Source organism: Arthrobacter sp. 10N43 (assembly GCF_056394525.1).
Genome location: NZ_JBFTIA010000004.1, coordinates 609,242 through 632,495, shown reverse-complemented (window position 1 = coordinate 632,495; position 23,254 = coordinate 609,242). Strand labels below are relative to the sequence as shown.

Below are 23,254 nucleotides of genomic sequence, written 5' to 3'. Positions count from 1 at the left end.
GCGGGACCGCGCCGCGCGAGCCTACAGGCCCTGCCAGGCCGGTTTGTGCTCATAGCTGTGGCGGTAGTAGTCCGCCAGCCGCAGCGACGACGCCGCCGCCTCGTCCACGAGGATGGTGGCATGCGGGTGCAGCTGCAGCACGGACGCCGCACAGATGGCGGCGACGGGGCCCTCCACGAGATCCCGGACGGCCTGGGCCTTTTGCGCACCGGTGGCGGCCAGGATGACGTGGCGGGCATCCAGGATGGTGCCCAGGCCCTGGGTCAGGACGTGATGCGGCACATCGGCCAGGCTGCCGAAAAAACGCGCGTTGTCCCGGCGTGTCTGCTCGATCAGGGTCTTGATCCGCGTCCGGGAGGTCAGGGAGGAGCCTGGCTCGTTGAAGCCGATGTGGCCGTCCGTTCCGACGCCGAGCAGCTGCAGGTCAACGCCCCCGGCGGCGCGGATGGCGTCCTCATAGGCCCGGCAGGCAGCCGGGATGTCCTCCGCGGCGCCGTCGGGCACGTGGACGTTGGCCGGGCTGATGTTGACCCGCGCGGTGAATTCGCGCGCGATCACCTCACGGTAGGACTCCGGGTGGCCCGCCGGCAGGCCCACGTACTCGTCCAGGGCGAAGGCCTGAGCCTGGCTGAAATCCAGGCCGTGGCGCTCGTGCCGCAGGGCCAGCTCACCGTAGATCGGCAGCGGCGTGGACCCCGTGGCCAGGCCCAGCACGGCGTCGGGTTTGCGGCGAAGAAGGGCCTCCACCGCATCCGCCGCCAGCGACGCGATCTGCTTGCTGGCGGGAAGGATCACAACTTCCATGGTCCCTGCCTTTTGCCGGGTGCTCGAGACTGCGCTGTCCGGATACTGCACAGTCCCGATGCTGCGCACTCCCAGCATGCACCCGTCAGCGGTTGACGGCCAGTTGTGCCAGCAGCTCCGGTGCCCGCCGGTCCAGCCATGCTCCGCCGGCCCGGACACCGACGGTGAACAGGGCCAGGCCCAGCGCGGGGCCCAGGACCAGCGCGATCCAGCCCGGCACGGGGCTGCCGGTGATGAACTGCGCGGCTACGAGCGCCGCTTCGGGCGCGACGAGGACCATGAGGATGCCCATGCCGCCGAACTGCACGGCGAGTGTCTGGGCCACGTTTCCCGGCGGCTTCTTGAAGGGGCTGTCCCCCGGCAGCGGGACGCTGACGGTGTAGCGCGCCGAGATCACCGAGGCCAGGCCCAGGCCGGTGAACAGGACGCCGAGCGAGAGGCCCAGGACAGCGGGCAGCTTGTCCCAGTCGCCGGTGACGAAGAACGGGCCGACGCTGAAGATAAGCACCACGGGCAGCGCGAAGCTCAGGCACGCCAGTGCCCGGCCAAGCCGGTCGTCGGCGCCGCGCACACCGGTGGCCACGTGCAGGGCAAACGCGGTGCTGTCATAGGAGACGTCCGTGGAAATGGACCAGGCCAGCAGGAAGGCCGTCAGCGGCCCCACGAACTGGAACGGGCCATAGAACCCGCTCTGGCTGCCCTGGAACAGGAACAGCACGGGCAGGAGCGGAACCACCACCAGCGCGCCGGCGTAGCGGGGGTCCCGGAGCCAGTAGTACAGGCACCTGGCGGCGACGGCGGCGGCCGGCGTCGCCGGGAGCAGCCTGAACAGGCCCGCGCCACCGGTCCGCCGTTTGGAGGTCCCCGCGTAGGGCGGTGTCACCAGGGCCCGCTGCAACAGGACCTTCCACGCCACGGCCAGGCCAGCCAGCGTGGCCACGGCGATGAGGAATTTCGCGGCAGCCGCACCGTAATGGCCGGCGGCCAGCTCGCCGCCGAGCGAGAACGCGGCCCCGGCGGGCGTCCAGGACAGTGTCCGGGCCAGTCCGGCCAGGAAATCGCCGGAATCGGCAATTCCCTTCGCGATCCCCGCCAGGATGGGGCCCGTCAGGACCAGCGGAATCAGGAAGGCGACGGCGCTGATGTCCTTGAAGCGCCGGGAGCTGGCCAGGCCGGCTGTCGCGGTGGTCACGACCTTGGAGAGCACCACGCAGCTCAGCACGCCCAGTGCCGCGCCGACGAGCGCGCCGGCCGCGGCAGGCACGCTGCGGGACCACGTGCCCACGGTGGCGAGCGCCACCAGCGAGGTCGCAAGGCCCGGTATGCCGATCAGGCCGCCCAGCGCCAGCCCCGCCAGCAGCTGCGGCATGGGCACGGCGAAGGTGGTGAAGCGGGCCGGGTCCAGGGTCATGTCTGCCGCGGAGACCGCGACGGGGATGATGGCCCAGCCCAGCAGGGCCGCCGCGCCGCCCAGGACCACCACGGTCTGCGCGAGCTCGATTTCCTGGCCGCGGAGGACCAGGAGCCCGGCCGCGCAAATGCCGACCAAACCCAGGGCATACAGGGCACCGATTCCGAGGCCTACCAGCTGCCACGGGCTGCGCCGGACGCTGTTGCGCAGCAGGGTCAGTTTGAGCCTTAGAAGGTGCGCAACCATTCCAGGCCTTCCGTGTGGTTCCGGCCGCCCACGAGCTGCACGAAGCGGTCCTCGAGGCTGGCCCCGGCACGGACGTCCTCCACGGTGCCGGCGGCCAGCACCCGGCCGCCGGCGACGACGGCAACGTGGTCGCACATGCGCTGGACCAGGTCCATGACGTGGCTGGAGACGATGACGGTTCCGCCCGAGGAAACGTAGCGTTCCAGGATGTCGCGGATGTTCGCCGCCGAGATGGGATCCACCGATTCGAACGGCTCGTCCAGGACCAGGAGCCGCGGGGCGTGGATCAGCGCCGAGGCCAGCGCGATCTTCTTGGTCATGCCGGCGGAGTAGTCCACCACCAGCGTGCCGGCGTCGTTGCCGAGGTCCAGCGCGGCGAGCAGTTCCGCCACCCGCGACGCCACCATTTCCCGGTCCATCCCGCGCAGCAGGCCGGCGTAGGTGACCAGCTGTTCGCCGCTGAGGCGGTCGAACAGCCGGACGCCGTCGGGCAGGATTCCCATCAGCTTCTTGGCTTGCAGGGGATGCTGCCAGACGTCGACGCCGTGAACAAGTGCGGTCCCGAAGTCGGGGCGCAGCAGGCCCGTGGCCATGGACAGCGTGGTGGTTTTGCCGGCGCCGTTAGGGCCGACCACCCCGTAGAAGGACCCGGCCGGGACGTCCAGGCTAATGCCGTCGACGGCGATTTTGTCGCCGAAGCGCTTGGCGAGGCCGATCAGGGACAAGGCAGGCACCTGCAGGACAGACGCCGGCGGCGACGACGGGCCAGGCGGCAGCGGAGGCTGGAAAGTCATGACGCCAGACTAACCGTCCCGGCGCGCGAAAAGGATCGTCCGCAAGGCGTAAGTTCCTGGAGTACTGCCCTTAGACCTACTGCCCTAAGACCTACTGCCCTAAGACGTAAGGCCCCTAAGACGTACAGCCCTGAAGGTACCGCCTTGGACTGCGCTAGAAGGAGTGCCGGGGCCTGGCGCGCTCGTATTGCGGCGGCCAGGCAAGGTCATGGCCAAGCTCGAACGCGGCCCGCAGCCACCAGTGCGGGTCCCGCAGCGCGGCCCGGGCGATGAACACGCCGTCGGCCTGGCCGGTGGCCACCGCGTGCTCGGCCTGCCCGGCCGAGGTCAGGAGCCCCACGGTGCCGGTCTTGACCCCGGTTTCGCGCCGGATCCGGGCCGAGAACCCGGTCTGGTAGCCGGGGCCGACGGGAATCTGCTGGTGGGCAACGGCCCCGCCGCTGGAAACGTCCACCAGGTCCACTCCGCGTTCCGCGGCGGCGCCCGCCATCCGGACCGAGGCCTCGGCCTCGATGCCGCCCGGCGCCCAGTCCGAGGCCGAGATCCGCAGCAACAGGGGCATGGAGTCCGGAATGACGGCGCGGACGGCGTCCACCACGGCAAGCGTGAGCCGGTTCCGGCCGGTCTCGTCCCCGCCCCAGCGGTCCGTGCGGTCATTGACCAGCGGGCTCTGGAACTGGTGCAGCAGGTAGCCGTGGGCGCCATGGATTTCGATCGTGTCGAACCCCGCATCGACGGCCCGTACGGCTGCGGCGGCGAAGTCGGCGATCACGCCGTCGATCTGCGCTTCGGTCATGGCCGACGGCGGCGCGTACCCGTCGAACGCACCGGTTCCTGGCCCCACGGTGTCCCAGCCGCCCTCGGACCCGGGCACGCTGCCCGTCTTGCCGGAGAACGGCCAGTAGGAGGACGCCTTGCGGCCGGCATGCGCCAGCTGTGTGCCGATCTTGGCCTCTGCGGTGCCGTGGCGGTGCACGAAGGCGGTGATGCGTTCCCAGGCCGCGGCCTGGTCATCGTTGTAGAGGCCGGCGTCGCGGGGGCTGATCCTGCCTGCGGCGTTCACGGAGTTGGCCTCGGTGAGGATGAGGGCCGCTCCGCCGGTGGCAAAGGAGCCCAGGTGCATGAGGTGCCAGTCGGTGGGCACCCCCTCGCCGGTCCCCGTCTCGCAGCTGTACTGGCACATCGGGGACACCCAGCCGCGGTGCTGCAGCCGCAGGGACCTCAGGTCCAGCGGCGCGAAGAGGGCCGATCCCACTAGAACAGCACCCGGGCCAGTCCCTGGCGGGCCTTGGCGACGCGCTCGTCACCGGTGCCGACGACGTCGAAGAGTTCCAGCAGCCGGACCCGGGCGGTCTCCCGTTCCGGGCCGAAGTTCCGGCCGATGAACGTCACGATCCGGCCAAGGCCGTCCTCGATGTGGCCACCGGCGATGTCCAGGTCCGCGACGCCGAGCTGGGCATCGAGGTTGTCCGGCTCATCGGCGGCGAGCCGGCGGAGGTCATCTGCCTCGGGCCCGGAGAAGGACTGCAGGCGCTCCATGAGTTCCACCTGCGCCAGGCCCGCCTTGGCCTCGGCGTCGGTGGGCATCTCGGTCAGCGCCTGCCGGTAGGCCGCGGCGGCGGCCGCGTAGTCGCCGGCCTCGATCGCGTCGAATGCTTCCTGGTGCAGCGGCGGCAGCGGCGGGGCCTCCGGTTCCCCGGCGGGATTCCCGTTGCCGGCGGCGCCGGCTCCGATCTGCCCGGTCACGCCGTTGGCGGCCGCGACCTTGAGGAGTTCGTCGAACAGGCTGCGTACCTGCTGCTCGTCCGCGCCGCCCTGGAAGAGCGGAACGGGCTGGCCCTTGACGACGGCGACGGCGGTGGGCACGGCCTGGACCTGGAAGGCCTGGGCCAGCTCCGGGAAGACGTCGATGTCGGCGGCCCCGAGGACCAGGCGGCCGTCGTAGCTCTCGACGATGCGTTCGAGGACGTCCACCAGCTGGTCGGAACCCGGCGAGTAGGAGGCCCAGAGGGCGATCACCACGGGCACCTGGGCCGAGAGCTGCACGAGCTCCTGGAAGTTGCCTTCGGTCACGTCCACACGCAGCGGCCGGCCCTGCTCGGCGGCGCCGGCGTCCGCCGCGGCGGGGGCGGGACGCTGTTTCAAAGCGGAAAGATCGACGGCGCCGCGCAGGTTCAGCGGGCTGGCGGCAACTGGCGGGACCGGGCGGGAAGCTGGCGTTGTCATAGCTCCACTCTAGCCATTGAAGTCCCGCCAGGCGCCACCAGCGCCCGCCGGCGTCGGCTACTTGAAAGCCGCCCCGACCAGGCCGCGGGTGGCGGCCACGAGCTTCATCGGATCCTTGGAACCGGCGGGCGGAACGTAGACAGCCACGGACTCGGCGAAGTTCAGCACCATGCCGGTGCTGGTCTCCTTGCCGCCGGCCAGGGCAGCCGCGTCGTCGCCGATCGTGAGCTTGTCCCCGTCGGCCTTCGGAGTGCCGTCGAACGCGAAGTTCAGGCGCCCCAGGACCAGGGCCCCGCCATCGGCTGTACGGAACACGACAGTGTTCTCGGGGGCCACCTTATGCGTGAAGGCGAACGTGCCGTTGACGCCCGAGCTGACGACGTCGGCCTGGTAGGCGAGCGTGTCCGCGATGTACGGGGAGGACTGTCCTTCGACGAGCTTGTCCTTGAAGGCTGAGTCGGCTGTGGTCAGGCGGTCACCAAGCCCGGCCATCGCCTCGTCACCGCTGTACAGGAGTCCGGCCTTGTCCGAGGACGCGAGCGTCTCCGTGCCGGCACGCCCGATCGCCGGGAAGGTGGCGCCCGGCTGCAGCGGCGTGCTGCTGACCAGCTTGTAGTTCTCCCGCGGGGAGGTCTGGGTCAGGGTCAGCAGCTGCGGGACAACGTTGCCGTCGCCCTGTGTCACGGCCATCACGGAGCGGGGCCAGCTGCGCTTGTTGGTGACCACAGTGGTCAGCAGCTTGGTGGCGCGGACGGGCATGCGGGCCTCAACGGAGGCCGCCTGCGAGCGGATTTTGTAGTTCTCCGTGCGCACCTGCAGCTCGGAGCCCGCCACCCGCGGCGCCAGCTTGGCTGCGTCCTTGGCAGCGTCTCCTGCGTCGACGGCACCGGCAACCTGTTCCAGGACGCGGCGGAACTGGGCGTCCAGCAGCACCGGAGCGTCGCCGGCCTGCCCCTCGGCGGCAGCGCCCGGGGCCGCCGCGTCCGAAGCCGGAGCACTGGCGGCAGGAGCACTGGGTGACGGAGCGGGCGTCTGGCTGGCCTGGGCCGCCACCGACGTTCCGGCGACGGCGGTGGCCGTCAGCACGGCAACCACGATGCCGGAACGGCGCATCCCGCCGGAGAGAACGGAGCCCCTGCGCTGCTCGGGGGCTGCCTTCTCCGCGTTGGATTTCCCGGGCACGGTTTTCCCGGGCTCAGTTTTGCCGGGCACAGTCGGCTGCGGCGTGGTTTCCGGTGCAGTCGTTTCAGGTGCTGCGGTTGCCGTGGATTCAGGTGCGCCAGGCTCCTGCGTGCCGGCAGCCGAACCCTGTCCCCCGCGCCGCGCCGCGGCCTTGGCCTGCACACGGCGGGCGAATGAGCTGTCGCCCGCGCCGCCGTCCCCGCCGCCGGTCCGGGTCCCTGGCTTGTTGCCCTTCGGCTTGAGGACCAGCATCGCGCCGCCGGCAATGATCAGGAGTCCGCCGAGCACCATGAACGGAATGGCCCACGGCGTGGAGGTGTCGTTCGGGAAGGTCATGGTGATGGAGCTGGGGGCGGGCTTGGTGCCGTCCGCCGCGAGCAGGAGGGACCAGTCGCCGTCGGCCGGCGGGTTCCAGGAGTAGTCCATGTCTCCGGTGGCGTTCTCGGTGCTGACCCAGAGATCGGATCCGGCGGGCGACGGCGCGGCAGCATCGCCGTCGGTGTGCGTCACCTGCAGCGCCTTGCCGTCATCCGAGACGCCGGCGACAGTATTGTGCGCCGTCTTGCCGACCCAGGCGTCGACGTCGTCCGGCCGGCCCGCGGCCAGCATGAAGGCACCTTCACCCTTGACCTGGATCTTCACGGTCCCGGGATGCAGCGTCCTGAGCTTCTCGTCGAAAACGGTCAGCGGGGCGGCAGTACCGGCCTGTGCGGTGGCCGTGATGGTCTCCGGTGGAGCCCAGAACGTCTTCTGGCCAATTCCGGCCAGGAGGGTCAGGAGGCCAAGCAGCACCAGGGCGACTGCAGTCTTGAAACGCAAAATACTACCTATCATCAGCGGACAGTTAGCTTCAATAGTAACCATTTTGTTACCCGCGAGTCAGATCGGCGGCCCGGCCCGCCCCTATCGACGGCCCCCGCGCCTGGCCTCCGCCCTTGTGCTGACAAGCCTGCTGATAGTGTTTGCGGTGATCATCACACCAGCGCCGCCCCAGGGGCGCCGCAGAGAATTAAGGGCCTTCAACGCAGTGACTGAACACACGGATTCGTCCGCCGCCGGACAAGATGAAGCCCAGGAATCCGGCAGCCAGGAACGCGGGCCCCAGCCATCTGATTCCGGCCCCCGGCCATCAGCCGCCAGTCCCAGGAATGCCGCGGCCAACCTCCTTTTGTCCGCGGCCCGGCGCCTGCGCCAGCCACTGCCGGGGGCCCAGCCGAGGATCCGCTTCGAGATGCCGCCGGAGCACGAGGCCGAGGCTGCTGCCGGGTCCGATGCCCCCTTCGGCAGTCCCGGTCCCCGGATGTCCGCCCAGCACCCGCTGTACATGGGTTTCATGGGCACGGTCGGCGTCGGCGTCGCGCTCCTGGTCTACTGGATCGGTTCGAACACGACCCAGCTGCTGTTGTGGATCGTCACGGCGCTCTTCATCACCCTGGGACTGGACCCGGTGGTGCGCTGGCTCGAACGCAGGAATGTCCCCCGGGCCGCCGGCATCCTTCTGTCCGTTTCCACCCTGGCAGTGGCTGTCGCCGCATTTTTCGCCACCCTGATCCCCACGATCGTGCAGCAGGTCACGCAAATCGTGCAGCAGGCGCCCAAATGGGTCCAGGAGTTCATCGACTCGGACTTCTTCCGGAACGTCGACAGCCAGTTCGGCATCCGGGACCGCATCTCCCAGGAGCTGGAGAAGTTCGTCAACAACCCCGAGGCCATGGGCGGGATCTTCGGCGGCGTGGTCGGCTTCGGCTCCACCGTGGCCAACGGGCTGTTCGGCGCCCTGATCGTACTGGTCCTGAGCCTGTACTTCCTCGCCGCGCTTCCGGCCATGAAGAAGTGGGGCTACCGTCTCGCGCCGCGCTCGCGCCGGCCCCGGGTCCAGGCCCTGGCGGAGGAAATCACCGGTTCGGTCGGCAACTACGTGATCGGCCAGGCCGCTGTCGCCGTGCTGAACGCCACCTTCGCCTTCATCGTGATGTCGATCATCGGGGTGCCGTTCGCCACGCTGCTGGCGTTCGTGGTGGCCCTGCTGGCGTTCATCCCGCTCGTGGGCGGCATGATTGCCGGGTTCCTGGTGACGCTCGTGGCGCTGACGGCCGGATGGCAGACGGCGCTGGTCTTCGCGATCTGCTACTTCGCCTACCTCCAGTTCGAGGCGTACTTCATCTCACCGCGCATCATGCAGAAGGCCGTGGCGGTGCCGGGGGCCGTGGCCGTCATCTCCGTGATCGCCGGCGGCAGCCTGCTCGGCGTGCTCGGCGCCCTGATCGCCATCCCCACAGCCGCGGCGATTATGCTGCTGGTCAAGGAAATCTACATCGCCCGCCAGGACAGCCGCTAGCAGTCAGTGCGCGGTGGCGACCGGCCCGTCCCATTCCTGCGGCAGCACTCTCCCGGCGCTTCCATTTCCTGCGCTGCCGGGGAGAACCTGGTCCACGATCTCGTTGAGCACCCGTCCGGCGTGCTTCTCCCCCACCCACAGGTGTTTGGCGCCGTCGACCCCTATCACCTGTGCCTGCGGCACGAGCGCGAACCTCGCCGCCGCAGCCGCCGGCTGCAGGTAGTCGTCGTGCTCGGGGACCAGCACCTTCAGCGGCTTGCCTGCCTGCGCCCAGTCCTTCAGGTGTACGTCCGTGGCCCGGTGCAGCGGCGGCGAGAGCAGGATGGCCCCCTCGATCTCCGAGGCGACGGGCTCCGTGGCGCCGTACATCAGGGCAAGCTCGGTGCCGAAGGACCAGCCCACGAGCCACCGGTTCGGCAGGCCCCGGTCCACGGCGAACCGCACGGCGGCCTCAACGTCGAGACGCTCGCCGATGCCTTCCTCGAAGGCTCCCCCACTGGTTCCGCGCGGCGAGGAGGTGCCCCGGGTGTTGAAGCGCAGCACGGCGATCCCGGCGAGGGCCGGCAGCCGGTAGGACGCCTTGCGGTAGACGTGCGAATCCATGAAGCCGCCGTGCGTCGGCAGCGGGTGCAGCGTGATGAGTGTTGCCTTGATCTCGCCGGACTCCGGGACCGCGAGCTCGCCCACCAGCCGGTGCCCGTCCGAGGTGCGGAGTTCGACGTTCTCGCGGCGGGCCGGGAGGACGGTGGAGGCGCGGATGGCGGTCGGCGCGGACGGCTGGGTGAAGACGTACGACGCGGGATCAAAAGTCATGCCCCCCACCTTAGCGAAACTGCCTAGCGGTACCTGTCAGCGATACCGGTAGCTCCGCGAGGTCCAGCAGTTGGTGTGCCAGTGGCGGCGCTCGGCGAGGCCCGCGGCGGCGCCGAAAAGGTGGTCCTCGGACCAGACCACCAGGTGGGCGATCCCCGGCAGCACGGCGGTGGAGCAGCCCGGGCAGATGTAGGTCTTCTCGGCACGGCTCGCGGTCATGGAGCGGACCATCCATTCACCGTCCGGAGCGCTTTCCCGCCGGGCGAACCCTGAGCGGGCTCGCTCCAGGTCAAGCTCCGGCGCCGGGCCGGTCCTGGCCCCGGCGTTGCCCTTTCCGGCTGCGCCCTTGCCGGCACCTGTCCTTGCAGAACCTGTCTTGGCAGAGCCTGCGCGGCGGGGACGGTTGGAACGGGGCATGACTCCATTCTGCCCCAGGCGGACGCCAGCCCTAGCCCGGGGACCGATCCGCAGACGGTAGAGTGGACCGGGTGCGTTTAGTCATAGCCCGCTGCTCCGTTGATTACGTCGGCCGCCTCAAAGCCCACCTGCCGCTGGCCACAAGGCTCCTGCTGGTCAAGGCGGACGGCTCCGTCCTGGTCCATTCCGATGGCGGATCCTACAAACCCCTGAACTGGATGAGCCCTCCCGCGTCCCTGCGGGTCTCCACGCCGGACGAGGTCGACGTCGAGGTCGGCGTCGTCGAGCAGTGGACGGTTCAGTCCGCCAAGACCGACGACCGGCTCATCATCAACATTCATGAGCAGCTGCACGATACGTCCCATGAACTGGGCCAGGACCCCGGACTGATCAAGGACGGCGTCGAGGCGGACCTCCAGCGGCTCCTGGCCGCCCAGATCGAACTGCTCGGCACCGGGTTCTCGCTGATCCGCCGCGAGTACTTCACCGCGATCGGCCCCGTGGACATCCTTGCCCGCGACGCGGACGGCGCCACGGTGGCCATTGAACTCAAGCGGCGCGGCGACATCGACGGCGTTGAGCAGCTCACCCGGTACCTGGAACTGCTCAATCGGGATCCGCTGTTGGCCCCGGTTCGGGGAATCTTCGCAGCCCAGCAGATCAAGCCGCAGGCCAAAGTCCTCGCCAAGGACCGCGGAATTGACTGCGTGACCCTGGACTACGACGCCATGCGCGGCGTTGACGACAGCGAATCCAGGCTCTTCTAGGCACGCGGCGAGGGGCTTTGCAGGGCGAGGATTCGCGTTAAGCGGTTCTTTGCACAAAATTTATGCAATTCTCCCGTTCGCCCGTTGACCTGACGCAAGTGTCATGAAATTCTTATACGAGTCTTTGTGTAGGTGTTTTTTCATGCTCGCAAGACATGTTGCGAGCGTGAAGCTCCTGCCGCCAAGGTCCGGAAATCCGGCCGACGCCAAAGGTTCTTCTCGCAGAGTGACCAAGTGCGGTGCGAAGTGCGCCGGACTTATTCAAGATCCACAATGAGGAGAAACAAATGGCACAGGGAACCGTCAAGTGGTTCAACGCAGAAAAGGGCTTCGGCTTCATCACCCCGGATGACTCCGACGGCGATGTCTTCGTTCACTACTCCGAGATCCAGACCGGCGGCTTCAAGACCCTCGACGAGAACCAGCGCGTTCAGTTCGAGATCGGCCAGGGCGCCAAGGGCCCCCAGGCTACCGGCGTAACGCTGGTCTAGTCTTCGTCCGCCAGGAACTGCTTTAGGGCATTTCCGGCATCAAAAATGATCCCCGGCATTTGTGCCGGGGATCGTTTTTTGTGCATTGTTGGGCGCGGTGTTCCCGTCCTGCGCTTTTGGCCCGGATGCATTGTTGCTCCGAATTGCCCGGCCCCGCGAAGGGGAAACGCCGCAGGCTGACGAACCAGGCTAACGAACCAGGCTAACGAACCCTGCTATCGAACCAGGGTGCGCAGCAGGCGTGCGCTCTGCCGGACGGACAACCCGGGAAGATACGCGCGGCTCAGCGCACGGCCCATCGCAGGCAATTGCAGCGGATCCTGGTAGTAAAGGTAAAGCGTGCGGTAGTCCGGCTTGAAACGCGACTTGAACGTTGCCAGCGAGCGGAAGCCGTAGACCGGCTCCAGGGCCCGGCCCACCACATCAAGAATCCCCGCCAGGCCCTCCGCTCCGGTGTCACCAATGTCCCCCGCGTCGTCTCCGGTCTGATCCTTCGCCAGCGGCGAGCCGGACAGGGAGATCACCTCGACCGTACCCTTGAGCTCCTGCACGGCCGAGGCAATGAGGAACTCCATCACGCCCGGGAAGGCGTCACCGCGCCGGCGCATGAAATCCAGGGTCCAGCTCACCAGCTGCCCGTCCCGGTACACCGGCAGCCAGCTCGTCACGCCGTGCACCCGTCCTTCGGCCTCCACCGCCAGGCAGCACAGCACTTCGTCGTCGTCGAGCTCGTCCATGCTGCCGAGCGTGAAACCCATTTCCGGGACCTGCTTTTGCGCGGCCCATTCTTCGGAGACCTCGCTGAGCTGGGTCCGCAGCGGCGCCGGGAAATCGCTGTAGCGCCCCCACACGGCCTCGACGCCGGTCTTGGCCGCGCGGTTCAGCGCGGTGCGGACGTTCTGCCATTCCTTGCCCTTGAACTCCAGTTCACGCACGGCGAGCCGGGTTTCCTGGGCCACGGCCACACGGCGGAAACCGCGGGCGCGGAGCATTGGCCACAGCTGGTCGGTGCAGGAGTAGAAACACGGGATCAGGGCGTGCTCGGCGCAGTAGCGCATGAACCCCGCCGCGGTCGCCTCATGGAGCCCGGCGGGTCCGAACGGGCCCGCCAGGGTCAGGGCGACGTTGCCGTGCTGCTGGTAGGCCACTCCGCCGCGCCGGTCCGGCGTAAACCAGTATTTGTTCGGTTCCCAGAGCGCCATCCAGGACAGCGAGTCTCCGCCCTGGCGGATGAGCTCACGGGCCGTGTCCCGGTCCTCGGAGCCGACGTCGGTGCTGTTCATCCCGGTACCGTGCAGCCGTCGGCGCAGGACCAACCAGACCGCTGCGAGGGCGACGCCCCAGAAGATGATCCCGGCGAAGGCGAACAGAAAGGACTCCACGGGGTAGCGGTTCTGGAAGAGCCGGCTGTAGACGCCGGGAATGGGCAGCGGCAGGTACTGTCGGGTGAGTTCCGCCGTCAGGCCCAGAAGTCCGCCGTCGCGGTCCATCCCGCCGGCTGCCAGCCACGCCACCGTGTAGGCCCCGGCGAGCCCCAGCCACGTCCCGCCGACCACCATGCCCAGAATCTGCCGTGTCCGCGGGGCCGTCTCCACCCTGAACTGCCTGCGGTTGAGCCAGAGCAGCATTGCCAGCAGCAAGGGAACGGCCACGAGCGGAAGGACGTGGACGAAGCCTGAACCCATCACGGCCGTGCGCGGCCGGTTGGGGTAGTGCGGAATGCGCGCGAACAGGGCAAGGTATACGGCGGCCAGGGCGGTCACGGCCAGCTGGACGATGATGGCGATCCGCAGGGCAAGGCGGCGGCCGTGCCGCATGCCGTCCGCGCAGATCAACAGCAGGACCACCGGGACCACCGCCAGCGCGAGGCCCAGCGGACCGGCGAATCCCGCCCGGCCGGCCTCCAGGCAGCTGACATCAACCGTCCCGCCGCAGTTCTGCTCCAGCTGGCCCAGCGTGGGCAGCGGGTTCACGACGACGTCGCGCAACAGGGCCAGGGGGCCGGTGGGGCTGCTGACGGCGGCCGTCAGGATCGGTCCCACGGCAAAGATCGCGACCGTGAGCGCCAGCAGGTTGCGCGTTTCCCGTCCGGTGGAACGGTGGCGGTGCAGGGTCCCCCGGTCGTCCTGGATCCACCAGCCCGCGGCCAGTCCGGCGAGGGCTCCGCAGAGCCCGACGACCGTCTCCGGGTGCCCGACGTAGAGCACCAGCAGCAGGGACGCCGACAGCCCGGCGGTCCGCAGCCGCCGCTGCCACAGTGCGGGCAGGAGCCCGCTGGCGGCCAGCGCAACGGCCAGGACCGCGGCGTACGGGCCGATCAGCCGAGCGTTGACCATGAGTCCAAGCCAGCCGTCACCGATATACCGGGCCACCTGCGTCACAAGCAGGAACAGCGTCACAGCCGCAAACTGGCCCACAAAGAAGAACACGGCCGTCCGCAGCGTGCCCAGATGCCGCTCCGCGAGGCCCAGGAGCAGCAGGATCATCAGTGACGCCGCGAGGTAGGCCAGCAGATTCGTGGCGAAGAACAGGGAGGTGAACATCGACCACCAGTGCCCCGCCATGAGCCCCGGCGCCGTGACCGAGGCGATGGGCAGCAGGGCGTGCGGCGGCCCGGAGAGGAAACTGCCCGTGAGCGCCCCGATGACCAGGAACGCCGCGAGGACCGCCAGCGTGAACGGGACGGCACGGAAATGCGCGAGTGTCCGGCGCAGGCCCTGCCGTCCGACGCCCAGCAACGACGCCCCCTGGGGTCCCTTGCCCGCGGCGGTCCGCGTGCTGCCGGTGTTGGCCTGGCTCATGGCGAGATCCCCCAGCGCCGGGCCAGGAAGTCCAGGCTGCCGGGCAGGCCGTTGGATACCGTGTCCCAGGAGTGCCCCGTGTTGGCGATCCGGTGGGCTTCGACGCTGAAGCCGGCGCGGCGTGCAGCTTCGGAGAGCAGGTCCATGTAGCCGGTGAATTCCGGGTCCCGGTCTCCTGCGGCGAAGTACACCCCGTGGCCGTCGAACCGCTGTTCCGCCATGAGGTTCAGCGGAGTCTGCCGGTCGAAGGCCGCGGTGTCGGCGCCGAAGGAGGCCTCGATGGTCTTGGCGCGTTCCTTCGCGAGGGCCGGCTCGTTCTCGCTGGAGAAGGCCAGCGCCGCGTTGTAGACGTCGGGATGCCTTGTCACCATCTGCATGGCACACGTGCCGCCGAAGGAAAACCCGCCCACGGCCCACTGCCGGGAATCCGGATCGACGTCGAGGGTGCGGTTGATCCAGTCCGGAACGTCACGGGACAAGAAGGTGTCCGCCCGGGCAATCTGGCTGTCCATGCACAGGGTGTTTCCCGACGGCGACCCGTTCGGATCGACCACCACCGTCACAGGCGCCACCCCGGCGTGCTGTGCGGCGAACCGGTCCAGCCGGCCCCGGAGCGCTCCCCCGGTGTGCCAGTCTGACGGCGACCCTGGCTGGCCGGAAAAGAGGACCAGTACCGGCAGCGCGGGGCGGGGCGAACTCTGGTAGGCCGGCGGCAGGTATAGGTACGCCTCCCGGCTCTGGAAGCCGGAGAGCGTGCCGGGGATGACAGCCCTGCGGACGACGCCGCCGGGAAGGTCCGCGGGCGCCTGCCAGTGGGCGAGCCCGATTGCGGCGGGGCCGCCGGCCGCGCGTGTCAGGCCGGCCTCGAGCGGCTGGATCCGGGCCACGGCCGTGCCGGTGAGGTCACTGACGGTGTGGTTCAACCCGAAATAGATGTTGATCTGGGCCGCGGCAAGCAGGAAGACGGCCAGGACGGCGGCCGTGGCGGCGGCGCTTGGGCGCCAGCGATTGGTGCGGCTGCCCCGGCGCGCCCACAGGCCGGCGAGGCCCATGAGCCATAAGAGCAGGGCGACGACGGCGGCCACGGACCAGGCGAGGGGCTCCGCCGGCAGCTCGGCGGCGAACACGGAGATCGCGTAGATCAGGAACCAGTGCACGGCCGCAGTCAGCGCCGCGGCGAGCAGGATCACGGCAGCCACGACGACGGCGGCCGGAAGGGGCGGGTGCTGCCCTTCTTGCCGGAGAACCTCCCGGAAAGAGGTGGGCCGAAAAGCGGTGTTCCGGAAAGAGGCGGGACGGAAAACGGCGTGCCAGAGGAGGTAGGCCAGGCCGGCCGCACCGGCGAACCACGTGAACCACACCACCGGCCCGTCAATCAGGCGGAGGTCATTGAGGTAGTCCACGGGGGCTAGCGCCAGGTCCCGACGCCGATGACGGGTCCGGCCTCGAGCCAGGACGACAACCCTGTGTAGGCGTCGAACCGCATGGCGAGAAGGACCGGCTGCCCCTCGTAGCGGAGCTCCACGATTACGGCGTCGGGCTGGACCTTGAGGAGTTCGGATTCAGTGGGTTTGCGCCGGCCCAGCAGCTCCAGGGAGCTGCGCCGGTACGTGTGTTTGGGACGGACGCTCAATGAGGCCAGGCGGAACCATTCGAGGTCGTTGTCCTGATAACGACAAACCCCCATCTGCCAGCTTTTTCCAGCCGTGCAAATGGAGGCGTCCACTGTGCCGAGGGCACGCCGCAGATTGAAGCGGCGCACCCCCGCAAGGCACAGCGCAAAGGCCAGCAACGCAAACGCCGTTGCCAGGACGATGAACGGCAAACCAATATCGTTCATCAAGGTCGTGCTAGCGGATCCCCGCAGTAGCCGATTCGCCCATTTGGGCGTTGTCAGCAACAATGACCACCCTGTTGTTGTCGACGGAGAAGAATCCCCCGTCGACAGTTACAGCAATACGGTCACCGGACACCGGCTCGATTGCCAGCTCACCTTCGGCCAGAATCGCCAGCAGGGGCGAGTGGCCGGGCAGGATTCCGATTTCACCATCGCTGGTGCGGGCCTTGACCATCTTGGCCGCTCCGGACCACACGAAGTGGTCCGCTGCGACAATCTCAACCTCAAGCTCAGCCATATTACTTGGTCTGTTCCTGGATCTTGGCCCACTGGCGCTCGACGTCGTCCAGGCCGCCGACGTTGAAGAACGCCTGCTCTGCCACGTGGTCGAGTTCGCCGTCGCAGATCGCGGTGAAGCCTTCGACGGTGTCCTTGATGGACACGGTGGAGCCCTCGACGCCGGTGAACTGCTTGGCGGTGTAGGTGTTCTGCGAGAGGAACTGCTGGATGCGGCGTGCACGCGACACGACGATCTTGTCCTCTTCAGAGAGTTCGTCAACGCCAAGGATGGCGATGATGTCCTGGAGTTCCTTGTTCTTCTGCAGGATCTGCTTCACGCGGACAGCCGTGTTGTAGTGGTCCTTGCCGATGTACTGGGGGTCCAGGATTCGGGAGGTCGACGTCAGCGGGTCAACGGCCGGGTACAGACCACGGGAAGCGATTTCACGGGAAAGTTCCGTGGTCGCGTCCAGGTGTGCGAAGGTCGTGGCCGGAGCCGGGTCGGTGTAGTCATCTGCGGGAACGTAGATGGCCTGCATCGAGGTGATGGAGTGGCCCTTGGTGGACGTGATGCGCTCCTGGAGGAGGCCCATCTCGTCAGCCAGGTTGGGCTGGTAGCCCACGGCCGACGGCATGCGGCCGAGGAGGGTGGAAACCTCGGAGCCTGCCTGGGTGAAGCGGAAGATGTTGTCGATGAAGAGCAGCACGTCCTGGTTCTGCACATCGCGGAAGTACTCCGCCATGGTCAGGGCGGACAGTGCCACGCGCAGACGCGTTCCCGGCGGCTCATCCATCTGGCCGAATACAAGGGCGGTGTCCTTGAGGACGCCAGCCTCTTCCATTTCAACCCAGAGGTCGTTGCCTTCACGGGTACGCTCGCCGACGCCGGCGAACACCGAGGTGCCACCGAAGTTGCGGGCAACACGGGTGATCATTTCCTGGATCAGAACGGTCTTGCCGACACCGGCGCCGCCGAACAGGCCGATCTTTCCACCCTTGATGTACGGGGTGAGGAGGTCGATGACCTTGATGCCGGTTTCCAGCATTTCGGTGGAACCCTCGAGTGTCGCGAAGGCGGGAGCCTTGCGGTGGATCGCCCAGTGGTCCGAAGCCTGGATCTCGGACTCGTCAACGTCAAGCGGCTTGCCGAGGACGTTGAAGATGTGGCCCTTGACGCCGTCGCCGACGGGAACGGTGATGGGCGAGCCGGTGTCCACTACGTTGGTGCCGCGGACGAGTCCGTCGGTGGCCTGCAGGGAGATGGCGCGAATGAGGTTGTCACCCAGGTGCAGGGCGGTCTCGAACGTGATGGTCTTGGTCTCACCGTTGAGAGTAATCTCCGTGGTGAGTGCGTTGTAAATCGAGGGGATTGCGTCAGCCGGGAATTCGACGTCGACAACCGGGCCAATAACACGTGCAATGCGGCCGGTAGCACCGGTCGTTGCGGCTACGTGTTCGGTAGCGGTGGCAGTCATCTCTCTCACTTCACTCAGTAGATGGCGTGGGGGTTAAGTTTATCTTTTGGTGCAGGTACAGCTGGATCCGGAACCGTGCTGGCTAGGACGCGCTCAAGGCGTCGGCACCGGCCACAATTTCGGAAAGCTCCTGCGTAATCTCAGCCTGGCGGGCAGTGTTGCGCAGACGCGTGTACTTCTTGATGAGGTCCGTGGCGTTGTCGCCGGCGGACTTCATCGCCCGCTGACGGGCTGCCAGCTCGGAAGCTGCTGCCTGCAACATGGCGGCGAAAATACGTGATTCGATGTAGCGCGGAAGCAGGGCGTCGAGAACCTGCTCGGCTTCCGGTTCGAACTCGTAGAGCGGCAGGAGGTCCGATTCGGACGCAGCCTGCTCTTCGACAACCTCGAGGGGAAGCAGGCGGACGACCGTCGGCTCCTGGGTGACCATCGACTTGAAGCGGGTGTAGACAACGTGGATCTCGTCCACGCCGTCCTCTTCAAATGCCGTAGCGAAATCCTCGAGCAGTGCGGCGCCGATTTCCTGCGCCGTAGCAAACTCCGGTGCGTCCGTGTTGCCGGTCCATACCCGCGCGTAGGGACGGTTGCGGAAGTCGAAGTACGCCTGTGCCTTGCGGCCGAGTACGTAGGTCTTGACTTCCTTGCCTTCCTCACGCAGCAGCTCGGTGAGGCCTTCGGCCTGCTTGAGCACGCTGGCCGAGTAGGAACCTGCAAGGCCACGGTCCGAGGTGATCACCAGGACGGCGGCGCGGCGGATCTGCTCGGGCTCGGTGACCAACGGGTGGTCGATTTCGCTCTGGCTTGCGACAGCAGAAACGGCACGCGTAATCGCGTTTGCGTAAGGCAGTGAAGCCGCTACGCGTGCGCGGGCCTTGCCGATGCGCGAGGTAGCGATCAGTTCCATCGCCTTGAAGATCTTGCGCATCGACGTCGTCGAGCTGATCTTCTGGCGGTAGACCCGAATCTGGGCTCCCATACTTATCCTTTCCTAAGATCCCGGTGGCCGGGACTGCCGGAACCCCTCGGGGTTCCGGCAGTCCCTGCCAGCGAAACTAGCGCTTCTGCTTGACGATTTTTTCCTGGTCGACCTGAGCCTCGTCGATGGCGGCGTGCTCCTCGTGCCCCGCACCAACCAGGAGGTTGTCGCCCTCGCCGAAGAAGCCCTTCTTGAAGGCCACGATCGAGGTCTTCAGCGCTTCCGCGGTGTCATCGTCCATGACGTTGGTCTGAGCCAGCGTCGTCAGGATGGAGGACTTGTGCTTCAGGTGCTCCAGGAACTCGGTCTCGAAGCGGTTGATGTCCTCAACCGGAACGTCGTCCAGGTAGCCGTTGGTGCCGGCCCAGATGGAGACGACCTGGTTCTCGACCGGGAACGGCGAGTACTGGCCCTGCTTGAGCAGTTCCATCAGGCGGGCACCACGGGTCAGCTGCTGGCGCGATGCGGCGTCCAGGTCCGAGGCAAACATGGCGAAGGCCTGCATGTCGCGGTACTGGGCCAGTTCCAGCTTCAAGGTACCGGAGACCTTCTTCATGGACTTGACCTGTGCGGCGCCACCGACGCGGGAGACGGACACACCGACGTCGACAGCGGGGCGCTGGTTGGCGTTGAAGAGGTCCGACTGCAGGAAGATCTGGCCATCGGTGATGGAGATCACGTTGGTCGGGATGTAGGCGGAAACGTCGTTCGCCTTGGTCTCGATCAGCGGCAGGCCGGTCATCGAGCCTGCACCGAGCTCGTCGGAGAGCTTGGCACAACGCTCCAGCAGGCGGGAGTGCAAGTAGAAGACGTCGCCCGGGTAGGCTTCGCGTCCCGGCGGGCGGCGGAGCAGCAGTGACACTGCACGGTAGGCCTCGGCCTGCTTGGACAGGTCATCGAACACGATGAGGACGTGCTTGCCGCCGTACATCCAGTGCTGGCCGATGGCCGAGCCGGCGTACGGTGCCAGGTACTTGAAGCCTGCGGGGTCGGACGCGGGGGAAGCCACAATGGTGGTGTATTCCAGTGCGCCGTTGTCCTCGAGGGTCTGGCGGACGGCCGCGATCGTGGACGCCTTCTGGCCGATGGCTACGTAGATGCAGCGCACCTGCTTCTTCACGTCGCCCGAAGCCCAGTTGGCCTTCTGGTTGATGATCGTGTCGATGGCGATGGCGGACTTGCCGGTCTGGCGGTCACCGATGATCAGCTGACGCTGGCCGCGGCCGATCGGGATCATGGCGTCGATAGCCTTGAGCCCGGTCTGCATCGGCTCGTGGACCGACTTACGCTGGGTCACGCCCGGTGCCTGGAGTTCCAGGGCACGGGTGGTCTCGGCCTTGATGTCGCCGAGGTCATCGATGGGCTGGCCCAGCGGGTCAACCACGCGGCCGAGGAAGGCGTCGCCAACCGGCACGGACAGAACCTGTCCGGTGCGGTGGACTTCCTGGCCTTCTTCGATTCCGGTGAAGTCACCGAGGATGATGACACCGATCTCGCGGACGTCGAGGTTCTGGGCCAGGCCCAGGGTGCCGTCTTCGAAGCGAAGCAGCTCGTTCGCCATGACCGAGGGAAGGCCCTCAACACGGGCGATGCCGTCACCTGCGGTTGTTACACGGCCGACCTCTACGCGCTCTGCGTTTCCGGGTTCGTAGGACGCCGCGAACTCGTTCAACGCATTACGGACGTCGTCGGCGTTGATGGTCAATTCGGCCATCTGCAGTCCCTGCTCTCCTGTTTTCGTGATCATCGTTGCTCACGATGACCGGGGTTTCTTGTCGTTAGGTTGTGCTTGTCCGGCTGGCTAGGCGATCTGGCGCTGGAGCTGGCCCAGGCGGGCGGCGACGGAAGCGTCAACCACTTCGTCACCAACCTGGATCCGGATTCCACCGATAAGTGCCGGGTCAACGTTCAGGTTGATCTTGAGCTCGCGACCGTAGAGGGCGTTCAGCCCCAGCTGCAAGCGGCTGGTCTGGGTCGCCGTCAGCGGACGGGTGACGCTGACCGTTGCAATCCAGCGCTGCTGGCGCTTGGCGGCGAGCTCGGCGAAACGGCGAACCAGCTTGGTGACCTTGAGCCCGCGCGGTGCCGTGACGGCCTGTCCGATCAGGACTTTCGCTTCCTCGCTCGCACCAGGTACGAGCTTTTCCGCGAGGGTCACCTTGGCGGCCGGGCTGGCCTGCGGCTCGGACAGAGCACGCTGGACCTCGTGGCTGGACTCGACGGCCTGGTTGAAGGAGAACAGATCGTTCTCCAGCGCTTCCAGTCCGGTGAGCCCGGAGGCAGAGACGGCCGACTTGTTCTCGGCAACAGCGATGACCACCGAAGCGGCAAGAGTCTCGAGTGCATCGCCGATATCCCGTGCGGATGCCCAGCGGGAGCTGGCCAGTCCGGCAGCGATCTGAACAGCGTCAGCGGATACTTTCCCGCTGAAGAGCTGCTTGACCAGCGCCGACTTTTCGTCACCGCTGCGGGACGGGTCAGTCAGGGCCCGCCGCAAACCAGCGGAGCTGTCCACGGTCCCCAGGATTCCGAACAGTTCCGTTGCCAACTGCAGCGACGCGGAGGGAAGCTTTGCTTCCAAGGCCGCCAGCGCAGCGGCCAGCGATTCGCTCGATACACCTGCCATTACTTAGCTACACCCGCGTTCTGGTTCTCCAGATCTGCCAGGAAGCGGTCCACCACTCGGGCCGACCGTGCATCGTCGCTCAGTGCTTCGCCGACGATGCGGCTTGCCAGCGTCGTGGCCAGCGTGCCGACCTCCGCGCGGAGCGACACAACGGCCGCCTGGCGCTCGGATTCGATCTGCGCGTGGGCCTGTGCGGTGATGCGGGCCGACTCGGCAGCCGCCTTCTCCTTCAGCTCTGCAAGGATCTGGGCACCTTCGGCGCGTGCTTCCTCACGGATGCGGTTGGCTTCGGCGCGGGCTTCCGTGAGCTGCTGCTTGTACTCTTCGAGGGCTGCGGAGGCCTCGGCCTGGGCCTGTTCGGCCTTGGCAATGCCGCCTTCGATGGCTTCGGCCCGCTCCGCGAAGGTCTTCTCGAACATCGGGACAACGTACTTGACCACGATGTACATGAGGAGAGCAAAGCCGGCGAAGACAACAAGCATTTCCCAGGGATTGGGAACAAGGGGGTTAGTACCGCCTTCAGTGGCGGCTGAGATGATCGCTTGATTCATATTTCACCCGTCCTTATCTACTCGGTTCTGGATGTTCGGTTGTTCTGTTTACTTGAGAACGAACGCGAAGACCAGGCCAAGGATGGCGAGGGCTTCAGTAAGCGCGAGGCCGAGGAATGCGATCGGCTGCAGGACGCGCTGGGCTTCCGGCTGACGTGCCACACCGTTGATGTAAGCGGCGAACACGAGACCCACACCGATACCACCGCCGATGGCGGAGAGGCCGTAGCCGACGAGGTTGATGGAGCCGTTGATGGAGCCTTCCATTTTTCTTCCTTTCAAGATGCCACCCATGTGGCAGGTTGTTTGGGTTGCTTCATCCCCGTGAGGGGAAGACTATGTTGTGCCTGCTGGCGTGGTGCCTGTTGGCGTCGCGCCTGCTGGCAGGGTGCCTAGTGGCTGTCGGCGTGCAGCGCGCCTTCGATGTAGATCGCGGTCAGCAGCGTGAAGACGTAGGCCTGCAGCACCATGATCAGCGCTTCGAGCATGTACATCGCGATGGCGCCACCAAGGACGAGTACGGACGCGCCCTTCATGAGGACGCTTTCCTGCATCACGAGGAACTCAATGCCCGCTCCCGCGATCATGACGATCAGGTGGCCGGCCAGCATGGTGGCGAACAGACGGAGGCTGTGCGTGACCGGGCGGACCAGGAAGTTGGAGATGATCTCGATCGGGATAACGATCGGGAGGATGTACCAGGGAACGCCGGTAGGAACCGTAGCGAGCTTGAAGTACTTCAGGCCGTTCTTCCTGACGCCGATGGCGATCCAGGTGACGTACACGATCCCCGCGAGCACGTAGGCACCGCCGACGTGCGAGAAGGTCGGAAGCTGGATCAGCGGGATTGCACCGTAGATGTTGTTCACCAGGATGAAGAAGAAGAGGGTGAACAACAGCGGGACGTACTTCATGAAGTCCCGGCCGCCGATGATGTCCTTGGCAATGCCGTTGCGGACGAAGCTATAAGCGGCCTCGCCTGCGAACTGCAGCTTGCCGGGGACGAGCTGCTGCTTCCGTGCAGCTAGCAGAAAGAATGTAGCGATAATGACGACCGAGAGGATAACCAGCAGCATCTGCTTGGAAAATCCTTCGGCCGCACCCCAAGGCAGGATAGCCGGCAGGTGAAGTTCTTCAATTCCAGGAGGCGTGAAGGTTCCTGAATCTTGGGCCGGGAGCGCAAGCGCGATCAACGCGTTTCCTCTCTGCAGTGTCCATCA

22 protein-coding genes are annotated in these 23,254 nt (G+C 67.0%); 3 read left to right on the top strand and 19 right to left on the bottom strand.

The features are described from left to right. Nucleotides 1-21: 21 nt before the first annotated feature. From nagB to AC1DDO_RS11095, 6 genes are all read right to left on the bottom strand, one after another. Entirely contained in the window at nucleotides 22-804 is a 783-nt protein-coding gene (gene nagB / locus AC1DDO_RS11120; RefSeq protein WP_476867758.1) for a glucosamine-6-phosphate deaminase, read from the bottom strand. 85 nt (nucleotides 805-889) lie between these two features. Further along, nucleotides 890-2,461 carry a transporter gene (locus tag AC1DDO_RS11115; RefSeq protein ID WP_476867759.1) on the bottom strand — a complete coding sequence of 524 codons (1,572 nt, stop codon included), beginning with the start codon at nucleotides 2,459-2,461 and terminating at the stop codon, nucleotides 890-892. Continuing rightward, nucleotides 2,443-3,255 carry an ABC transporter ATP-binding protein gene (locus AC1DDO_RS11110; protein ID WP_476867760.1) on the bottom strand — a complete coding sequence of 271 codons (813 nt, stop codon included), beginning with the start codon at nucleotides 3,253-3,255 and terminating at the stop codon, nucleotides 2,443-2,445. Before AC1DDO_RS11110 ends, AC1DDO_RS11115 begins: the two co-directional genes overlap by 19 nt. 154 nt (nucleotides 3,256-3,409) lie before the next feature. Further along, nucleotides 3,410-4,510 carry an NADH:flavin oxidoreductase/NADH oxidase gene (locus AC1DDO_RS11105; protein ID WP_476867761.1) on the bottom strand — a complete coding sequence of 367 codons (1,101 nt, stop codon included), beginning with the start codon at nucleotides 4,508-4,510 and terminating at the stop codon, nucleotides 3,410-3,412. Continuing rightward, nucleotides 4,510-5,481 carry a co-chaperone YbbN gene (locus tag AC1DDO_RS11100; protein WP_476867762.1) on the bottom strand — a complete coding sequence of 324 codons (972 nt, stop codon included), beginning with the start codon at nucleotides 5,479-5,481 and terminating at the stop codon, nucleotides 4,510-4,512. Before AC1DDO_RS11100 ends, AC1DDO_RS11105 begins: the two co-directional genes overlap by 1 nt. Before the next feature lie 57 nt (nucleotides 5,482-5,538). Next, complete coding sequence (locus tag AC1DDO_RS11095; RefSeq protein WP_476867763.1) at nucleotides 5,539-7,497, bottom strand: hypothetical protein; 1,959 nt, start codon at nucleotides 7,495-7,497, stop codon at nucleotides 5,539-5,541. 334 nt (nucleotides 7,498-7,831) lie between these two features. Between AC1DDO_RS11095 and AC1DDO_RS11090 the strand changes: the two genes are divergently transcribed. Then, nucleotides 7,832-9,001, top strand: a complete 1,170-nt coding sequence (locus AC1DDO_RS11090) for an AI-2E family transporter (RefSeq protein ID WP_441407674.1) — start codon at nucleotides 7,832-7,834, stop codon at nucleotides 8,999-9,001. Nucleotides 9,002-9,004: 3 nt separating this feature from the next. Here AC1DDO_RS11090 and AC1DDO_RS11085 read toward each other — a convergent pair whose 3' ends face one another. Together AC1DDO_RS11085 and AC1DDO_RS11080 are read right to left on the bottom strand one after the other, a co-directional pair. Further along, nucleotides 9,005-9,814, bottom strand: coding sequence for an alpha/beta hydrolase (locus tag AC1DDO_RS11085; RefSeq protein ID WP_476867764.1), 810 nt, complete (start codon nucleotides 9,812-9,814; stop codon nucleotides 9,005-9,007). A 36-nt stretch (nucleotides 9,815-9,850) separates the two neighbouring features. Further along, complete coding sequence (locus tag AC1DDO_RS11080; RefSeq protein WP_476867765.1) at nucleotides 9,851-10,231, bottom strand: ATP/GTP-binding protein; 381 nt, start codon at nucleotides 10,229-10,231, stop codon at nucleotides 9,851-9,853. A 71-nt stretch (nucleotides 10,232-10,302) separates the two neighbouring features. On the opposite strand from AC1DDO_RS11080, the gene nucS reads away from it, so the two are divergent. Together nucS and AC1DDO_RS11070 are read left to right on the top strand one after the other, a co-directional pair. Then, nucleotides 10,303-10,998: an endonuclease NucS gene (gene nucS, locus AC1DDO_RS11075; RefSeq protein WP_026266819.1), complete on the top strand. Its 696-nt coding sequence runs from the start codon at nucleotides 10,303-10,305 to the stop codon at nucleotides 10,996-10,998. Between the two features lie 287 nt (nucleotides 10,999-11,285). Next, nucleotides 11,286-11,489 carry a cold-shock protein gene (locus AC1DDO_RS11070; RefSeq protein ID WP_011692441.1) on the top strand — a complete coding sequence of 68 codons (204 nt, stop codon included), beginning with the start codon at nucleotides 11,286-11,288 and terminating at the stop codon, nucleotides 11,487-11,489. 215 nt (nucleotides 11,490-11,704) lie between these two features. Here the strand turns inward: AC1DDO_RS11070 and AC1DDO_RS11065 are convergent, their stop codons facing one another. The 11 genes from AC1DDO_RS11065 to atpB all read right to left on the bottom strand — a co-directional run bounded on the left by AC1DDO_RS11065 (nucleotide 11,705) and on the right by atpB (nucleotide 23,227). Continuing rightward, on the bottom strand, nucleotides 11,705-14,290 hold the full coding sequence (locus tag AC1DDO_RS11065; RefSeq protein ID WP_476867766.1) for a bifunctional lysylphosphatidylglycerol flippase/synthetase MprF: 2,586 nt from the start codon (nucleotides 14,288-14,290) through the stop codon (nucleotides 11,705-11,707). Continuing rightward, entirely contained in the window at nucleotides 14,287-15,693 is a 1,407-nt protein-coding gene (locus tag AC1DDO_RS11060; protein ID WP_476867767.1) for an alpha/beta hydrolase, read from the bottom strand. The genes AC1DDO_RS11065 and AC1DDO_RS11060 overlap by 4 nt, the downstream gene beginning before the upstream one ends. Nucleotides 15,694-15,698: 5 nt before the next feature. Then, complete coding sequence (locus AC1DDO_RS11055) at nucleotides 15,699-16,130, bottom strand: DUF2550 domain-containing protein (RefSeq protein WP_476867768.1); 432 nt, start codon at nucleotides 16,128-16,130, stop codon at nucleotides 15,699-15,701. Between the two features lie 10 nt (nucleotides 16,131-16,140). Then, the gene (locus tag AC1DDO_RS11050; protein WP_390206215.1) at nucleotides 16,141-16,425 is read right to left on the bottom strand and encodes a F0F1 ATP synthase subunit epsilon; all 285 of its coding nucleotides are present in this window, start codon (nucleotides 16,423-16,425) and stop codon (nucleotides 16,141-16,143) included. 1 nt (nucleotide 16,426) lies between these two features. Next, complete coding sequence (atpD, locus tag AC1DDO_RS11045; protein ID WP_441407509.1) at nucleotides 16,427-17,881, bottom strand: F0F1 ATP synthase subunit beta; 1,455 nt, start codon at nucleotides 17,879-17,881, stop codon at nucleotides 16,427-16,429. Nucleotides 17,882-17,963: 82 nt separating this feature from the next. Continuing rightward, nucleotides 17,964-18,857 carry a F0F1 ATP synthase subunit gamma gene (locus AC1DDO_RS11040; protein ID WP_441407508.1) on the bottom strand — a complete coding sequence of 298 codons (894 nt, stop codon included), beginning with the start codon at nucleotides 18,855-18,857 and terminating at the stop codon, nucleotides 17,964-17,966. Between the two features lie 76 nt (nucleotides 18,858-18,933). Then, a complete protein-coding gene (gene atpA, locus AC1DDO_RS11035; protein ID WP_441407673.1) occupies nucleotides 18,934-20,571 on the bottom strand; it encodes a F0F1 ATP synthase subunit alpha in 1,638 nt (545 codons plus the stop codon). An 87-nt stretch (nucleotides 20,572-20,658) separates the two neighbouring features. Next, nucleotides 20,659-21,483, bottom strand: a complete 825-nt coding sequence (locus AC1DDO_RS11030; RefSeq protein ID WP_441407507.1) for a F0F1 ATP synthase subunit delta — start codon at nucleotides 21,481-21,483, stop codon at nucleotides 20,659-20,661. After that, complete coding sequence (locus tag AC1DDO_RS11025) at nucleotides 21,483-22,034, bottom strand: F0F1 ATP synthase subunit B (RefSeq protein WP_441407506.1); 552 nt, start codon at nucleotides 22,032-22,034, stop codon at nucleotides 21,483-21,485. Before AC1DDO_RS11025 ends, AC1DDO_RS11030 begins: the two co-directional genes overlap by 1 nt. 48 nt (nucleotides 22,035-22,082) lie before the next feature. Further along, the gene (gene atpE / locus AC1DDO_RS11020; RefSeq protein ID WP_091559519.1) at nucleotides 22,083-22,301 is read right to left on the bottom strand and encodes an ATP synthase F0 subunit C; all 219 of its coding nucleotides are present in this window, start codon (nucleotides 22,299-22,301) and stop codon (nucleotides 22,083-22,085) included. Between the two features lie 125 nt (nucleotides 22,302-22,426). After that, complete coding sequence (gene atpB, locus AC1DDO_RS11015; protein WP_441407505.1) at nucleotides 22,427-23,227, bottom strand: F0F1 ATP synthase subunit A; 801 nt, start codon at nucleotides 23,225-23,227, stop codon at nucleotides 22,427-22,429. Between the last annotated feature and the right edge of the window lie 27 nt (nucleotides 23,228-23,254).

Excerpts from the sequence above, each read along its gene's own strand:
- nagB (WP_476867758.1), bottom strand. The coding sequence starts at position 804 with ATGGAAGTTGTGATCCTTCCCGCCAGCAAGCAGATCGCGTCGCTGGCG.
- AC1DDO_RS11115 (WP_476867759.1), bottom strand. The coding sequence starts at position 2,461 with ATGGTTGCGCACCTTCTAAGGCTCAAACTGACCCTGCTGCGCAACAGC.
- AC1DDO_RS11110 (WP_476867760.1), bottom strand. The coding sequence starts at position 3,255 with ATGACTTTCCAGCCTCCGCTGCCGCCTGGCCCGTCGTCGCCGCCGGCG.
- AC1DDO_RS11100 (WP_476867762.1), bottom strand. The coding sequence starts at position 5,481 with ATGACAACGCCAGCTTCCCGCCCGGTCCCGCCAGTTGCCGCCAGCCCG.
- AC1DDO_RS11095 (WP_476867763.1), bottom strand. The coding sequence starts at position 7,497 with ATGATAGGTAGTATTTTGCGTTTCAAGACTGCAGTCGCCCTGGTGCTG.
- AC1DDO_RS11085 (WP_476867764.1), bottom strand. The coding sequence starts at position 9,814 with ATGACTTTTGATCCCGCGTCGTACGTCTTCACCCAGCCGTCCGCGCCG.
- AC1DDO_RS11080 (WP_476867765.1), bottom strand. The coding sequence starts at position 10,231 with ATGCCCCGTTCCAACCGTCCCCGCCGCGCAGGCTCTGCCAAGACAGGT.
- AC1DDO_RS11070 (WP_011692441.1), top strand. The coding sequence starts at position 11,286 with ATGGCACAGGGAACCGTCAAGTGGTTCAACGCAGAAAAGGGCTTCGGC.
- AC1DDO_RS11065 (WP_476867766.1), bottom strand. The coding sequence starts at position 14,290 with ATGAGCCAGGCCAACACCGGCAGCACGCGGACCGCCGCGGGCAAGGGA.
- AC1DDO_RS11055 (WP_476867768.1), bottom strand. The coding sequence starts at position 16,130 with ATGAACGATATTGGTTTGCCGTTCATCGTCCTGGCAACGGCGTTTGCG.
- AC1DDO_RS11050 (WP_390206215.1), bottom strand. The coding sequence starts at position 16,425 with ATGGCTGAGCTTGAGGTTGAGATTGTCGCAGCGGACCACTTCGTGTGG.
- atpD (WP_441407509.1), bottom strand. The coding sequence starts at position 17,881 with ATGACTGCCACCGCTACCGAACACGTAGCCGCAACGACCGGTGCTACC.
- AC1DDO_RS11040 (WP_441407508.1), bottom strand. The coding sequence starts at position 18,857 with ATGGGAGCCCAGATTCGGGTCTACCGCCAGAAGATCAGCTCGACGACG.
- atpA (WP_441407673.1), bottom strand. The coding sequence starts at position 20,571 with ATGGCCGAATTGACCATCAACGCCGACGACGTCCGTAATGCGTTGAAC.
- AC1DDO_RS11030 (WP_441407507.1), bottom strand. The coding sequence starts at position 21,483 with ATGGCAGGTGTATCGAGCGAATCGCTGGCCGCTGCGCTGGCGGCCTTG.
- AC1DDO_RS11025 (WP_441407506.1), bottom strand. The coding sequence starts at position 22,034 with ATGAATCAAGCGATCATCTCAGCCGCCACTGAAGGCGGTACTAACCCC.
- atpE (WP_091559519.1), bottom strand. The coding sequence starts at position 22,301 with ATGGAAGGCTCCATCAACGGCTCCATCAACCTCGTCGGCTACGGCCTC.